This is a genomic window from Streptomyces sp. NPDC044984 (genome assembly GCF_040646935.1).
Lineage (GTDB): Bacteria > Actinomycetota > Actinomycetes > Streptomycetales > Streptomycetaceae > Streptomyces.
The window spans coordinates 1-4,135 of the sequence record NZ_JBEZBE010000089.1 but is presented as its reverse complement, the minus strand read 5'-3'; the positions used below and the strand labels follow the sequence as shown (position 1 = coordinate 4,135).

At 67.0% G+C, this 4,135-nt stretch carries 5 protein-coding genes and 1 pseudogene; 3 read left to right on the top strand and 3 right to left on the bottom strand.

Going from position 1 to position 4,135, the window contains the following annotated elements; genetic code table 11:
* Positions 1-125 precede the first annotated feature (125 nt).
* Entirely contained in the window at positions 126-1,064 is a 939-nt protein-coding gene (locus AB0A94_RS38460) for an AraC family transcriptional regulator (protein ID WP_361751660.1), read from the bottom strand.
* Between the two features lie 104 nt (positions 1,065-1,168).
* Between AB0A94_RS38460 and AB0A94_RS38455 the strand changes: the two genes are divergently transcribed.
* Positions 1,169-2,107 carry an MBL fold metallo-hydrolase gene (locus AB0A94_RS38455; protein WP_361751662.1) on the top strand — a complete coding sequence of 313 codons (939 nt, stop codon included), beginning with the start codon at positions 1,169-1,171 and terminating at the stop codon, positions 2,105-2,107.
* 192 nt (positions 2,108-2,299) lie between these two features.
* On the opposite strand, the gene AB0A94_RS38450 is transcribed toward AB0A94_RS38455, so the two are convergent.
* Both AB0A94_RS38450 and AB0A94_RS38445 read right to left on the bottom strand, forming a co-directional pair.
* Positions 2,300-2,728, bottom strand: a complete 429-nt coding sequence (locus AB0A94_RS38450; RefSeq protein WP_361751658.1) for a hypothetical protein — start codon at positions 2,726-2,728, stop codon at positions 2,300-2,302.
* A gap of 36 nt (positions 2,729-2,764) precedes the next feature.
* Positions 2,765-2,959 (bottom strand): hypothetical protein, encoded by a 195-nt coding sequence (locus AB0A94_RS38445; RefSeq protein WP_361751656.1) that lies wholly within the window; start codon positions 2,957-2,959, stop codon positions 2,765-2,767.
* A 216-nt stretch (positions 2,960-3,175) separates the two neighbouring features.
* On the opposite strand from AB0A94_RS38445, the gene AB0A94_RS38440 reads away from it, so the two are divergent.
* Positions 3,176-3,469 carry a hypothetical protein gene (locus AB0A94_RS38440; protein WP_361751654.1) on the top strand — a complete coding sequence of 98 codons (294 nt, stop codon included), beginning with the start codon at positions 3,176-3,178 and terminating at the stop codon, positions 3,467-3,469.
* A 413-nt stretch (positions 3,470-3,882) separates the two neighbouring features.
* Positions 3,883-4,135 (top strand): annotated as a pseudogene (locus tag AB0A94_RS38435) (IS630 family transposase); the annotation flags it as partial.

Here is a 4,135-nt window from a genome sequence, read left to right as displayed (position 1 = left end):
GGATACAAGACGTCGGCATGCCTCCCTCAACCCGAGCGAAACCATGCCTGACCAGCAGAAATCAAGGGATCACGTTCGGTTGAGATACGGCTTCTTAGGAATCACTGCCTGACCGGGTTCTGCTGTCAATCTGTTTCGACGTCAGCGGCTCGCTCCGCGGCCTGCGCTCGATACCGCCCCGGTGTGGTGCCGAACTCCCGTTGGAAGGCGTGTGAGAGCGCGTACGGGCTGCCGTAGCCGACTCGGCCGGCGATGGTGGCCAGGGTGTCCGGGGTGTCGCGGAGCAGGGTGGCGGCGCGGATCACGCGCCACCAGGTGAGGTACGCCATCGGAGGGCGGCCGACCAGGGTGGTGAACCGGCGCGCCAGGGTGGGACGGGAGACGCCCGCCTCCGCCGCCAGACGGTCATTGCTCCACGGCGCGGCCGGGTCCGAATGCAGTGCCCGCAGGGCGGCGGCCGTCACCGGGTCGCCCAGTACGCGGGGCCAGGCTCCGCTGGGGGCCTCGGTCATCCAGGCGCGGATCATGTAGACGAGGAGGAGGTCGAGCAGGCTCGGGAGCACCACGCAGGAGCCGGGTCGCATCTCATCCAGCTCACCGGCGAGCAGATCGATGGCGGCACGGAGTTCGAGGTGGCTGCCCACTCGGCTGGGAAGGTGGACGACCTCAGGCAGCTCGGCCATGAGGGGATGCATGCGGCTGCAGTCGAGCCAGTACTTGCCGCAGAGCACCTCTGTCTCGTAGCTGTCGGGCTGGGTTCGCGACTCTGTCTCCCCGAGCCATTGCTCGAACGGCACCGCCTTCTTCTTCGCGACCGTCGCATCGACCGGGAAATCGGCGATCACATGGCCTGTGCCATGGGGCAGCAGCACCGCGTCACCCACGCCGAGAGGTAGGGGGGCGCTGCCGTCGGTCAGTAGCCAGCAGTGGCCCTTGAGAACGACGTAGAAGCCCGCGCCGTCGTACGGGTCCAGTCGCGCGCACCAGTTCCCGCTTGCCCGCAGTCGGTGGAACCAGGGGTGCCCGAGGTGCACGGCGGATATCGCATCGCTCACCACATCCATCCACCCAGGATATGTGCCGTATGAAGGATGAGACGCATGCGTATTTTTTTGAGCTGGATAAATATCGAGACGCTCATGCGACCTTTCTTAAGGTCGACCACGTGATGAACAAGAGCGAGAGTGTGCAGAGCATGGTGCTGGGAGACGTCGAGGTCATACGGGTCATCGAGTGGCACGAGCCGTTTTTGCCCACCTCCGGCATGTTCCCCGGAGCTGCCACCCATGTGTGGAAGGACAACGAGGACTGGCTGGCACCGGACCACTGGGAGCCGGACAGCGGCTTGGCGGTGCTCGCTTTGCAGAGCTGGGTGCTGCGCAGCGCGGGCCGGACCGTCCTGGTTGACACCGGAGCGGGGAACGGGCGCGAGCGACCGGGCATGGGGCCGTTCCACCACTCCCACAGTGATTTCCTCGGCCTTCTGGCGAGGGCCGGTGTCCGCCCGCAGGATGTCGACGTCGTCGTCAACACCCACCTCCACGTCGACCACGTCGGCTGGAACACCGTCGACGCGGACGGGCAGTGGGTACCTGCGTTTCCCAACGCCCAATACCTCATTCCGGCCGCCGACGACTTCCACTACGGTCCGGACAACGCGTACGGGAACGGCGCGCAGGAGGTCGACCGCCTGGTCTACGAAGACAGCATCGCGCCCATCCACCAGGCCGGACAGGCCGTGCTGTGGGACGGTCTCCACCGCATCGACGAACACCTCACCCTGGAGTCCGCACCCGGTCACACTCCCGGCTCGTCCGTGCTGCGACTCGCATCCGGCAGCGACCGGGCAGTCTTCGTCGGAGATCTGCTGCACAGCCCGGTGCAGATCTTGCACCCCTGCTGCAACAGCAGCGCCTGCCTGGCCCCGGAACAAGCGGTGGCCAGCCGCCGTCGGATTCTCGGGCGGGCTGCCGATGAACGGGAGTTGCTTGTTCCCGCGCACTTCGGCGGCGCAGGGGCCCTGGAAATACGACGGGACAGTGACAGGTTCGCCCTCGGCCCATGGGTAACAGCCAGCCGTGAGAAGAGTGCGCCCGCCTTCGAGTGAGCCGTGACCCACCCGCTCACCGCCCTGCCGTCCTCCGAAGCCCTCGACGCCTCGGCGGACAGCGCGACCATCGCCACCTGCGTCAGCCCTTCTGAACCCTGGGGTGCGGCACCCCTGCGCGTCCGGTCAGGGCCCGATGAAGGGCAGAGCTGCGGCGGCCAGTTCGGCGGGAATCGCCGAACCATATGCCGCTCAGTCGAGCGGAACGATGAGTTCTCGATGATGAACCGGGGACTGCGGGCATTCCCAGACAGGCTCTCCGGCGACGACATGGGCCACCAGAGGGTGCGGGTGCCCAGGGCAAGGGGGAATCGGATCACCGCTTGCGGCTTCGATGAGGTGGTCCTGCAGTTGGGAGGCGAGAGACATGATGGCCTCCGCACGGTCCACTCCCAGCGTGAAATGCGCCGCGAGGGTCTCCGGCTGCTCGGCTGCGCTGTCGGCGATGAACACGACCTCGGATTCGACGGCGACCACGCCGTCCAGAGCTTCCTCCGGCACCCTGAAGGAGGTGCGACCGACGGGTGCGATCTCCGTGACGTGCCAGGACTGACCGGACTGGCCCAAGCGGTCGAGGATTGCTCGGGCCAGCCGGCGGATTTCTTCTTCGGGTACGGGCATTGTCCTAGTTCGTGATGTTGAGCCAACCGGCGAAGGTCAGGGGACGGTGCCGCCCGGACCGATATTGCAGCGCCAGGTGATGTAGTCCTGGTACTCGATCCGATTTTTGGCGTAGAGGGGCTTCATCGTGCCATGGATCTGGTAGTTCGGCGGAACGGAGTGCGGGGCACTCTGGCCGGCGAACGAGCCGTTACGCCACCAGCGAAGGCCCTTTTCGTTGATGTTACCCACCACCGTCCTCTGATTGTCTGCGGACAGCTTGAAGCCCCCGGGCAGCGTGCGCGTGGACTCGCAGTGGTACTGCGCGTTACTGACTTCAGCTCGTCAGGGCGAATTTTGGCGAAGTCCCTGATGGGGCTGGTGCGGTGGCTGTATCCCGTGGTGTGTGAGGTATGCGGATGGGGCGGGCTTACCGCTGAGGGACGCTGGCGCTGGGAGACGGTGCGGATGCAGGCGGCCGAGCTGTTCGAGCAGAAGAACAAGCCGCCGGAGATGGCACGGCGGCTGCGGATGAGCCTGAAGCCGGTTTACCACTGGCATCAGTGGTGGCGGGAAGGCGGTCGTGAAGCTCTGGCCTCCCGTGGCCCGAGCGGGTCGCGGTGCCGTCTGTCCGCGCGCTGCCTGGAGAAGCTCGCCGGGTATCTCGGGCAGGGTCCGGCAGCGCACGGCTGGGTGGAAGACCAGGTGTGGACCGCGGCACGGGTGGTCACACTGATCGGCAGGAAGTTCCACGTCTCCTAATCCGTGGGTAAGGACGGTCTGCCGGATCGGTAACGCGGAAGAGCCGTTCGAAAACACCGAGACCGTGGCGGCTGGCTCCATCCAAACTCCCGAAGCCTTTCCGCGCATGGGTGGGTGGTCCCGGCTTTGATGGTGGTGACGGCCGCGTGGGCGGCGGATGGACGCCTACACGTCTACAGCGTCTCCGGCGCGACGAGGCTGATGCACCGGCTCGGCTTCAGCCCATAGGTCCTCGCACACAGGGTTGTCGAACGCGACGAGCGGGCCGTCACCGTCTGGAAGGGGGCGGCCTGGGCGGAGGTGAAAGAGCCCGGGCGGCCTGCGGAGGTTACGTCTGTTTCGAGGACGAGGCGGGCTTCACCCGCCGGCCGCCCCGGGGACGCACCTGGGGCCGGCGCGGACACACCCCGGTCGTGACCGTCAGCGGCCGACGCTCGGGACGCCTGCCGGTGGCCGGGCTGATCGCCATGCGGCCGGATTCCCGCACCCGGCTCTGCCACCGCCTGCGCACCCACCGAGCGGGCAGGGGCACGCGCCGCAGCATGGGCGAGCGGGACTTCATCGCACTGATCGACGGCGTCCACCAGCTCGTCAAGGCGCCCATCGTGCTGGTCTGGGACCGGCTGAACACCCACGTCTCCCTCGCCATGCGCGAGCTGATCGCCG

What these genes read in the sequence shown, in the direction of transcription:
- AB0A94_RS38460 (WP_361751660.1), bottom strand. Translation starts at nt 1,064, where the DNA reads ATGGATGTGGTGAGCGATGCGATATCCGCCGTGCACCTCGGGCACCCC.
- AB0A94_RS38455 (WP_361751662.1), top strand. Translation starts at nt 1,169, where the DNA reads ATGAACAAGAGCGAGAGTGTGCAGAGCATGGTGCTGGGAGACGTCGAG.
- AB0A94_RS38450 (WP_361751658.1), bottom strand. Translation starts at nt 2,728, where the DNA reads ATGCCCGTACCCGAAGAAGAAATCCGCCGGCTGGCCCGAGCAATCCTC.
- AB0A94_RS38440 (WP_361751654.1), top strand. Translation starts at nt 3,176, where the DNA reads ATGCAGGCGGCCGAGCTGTTCGAGCAGAAGAACAAGCCGCCGGAGATG.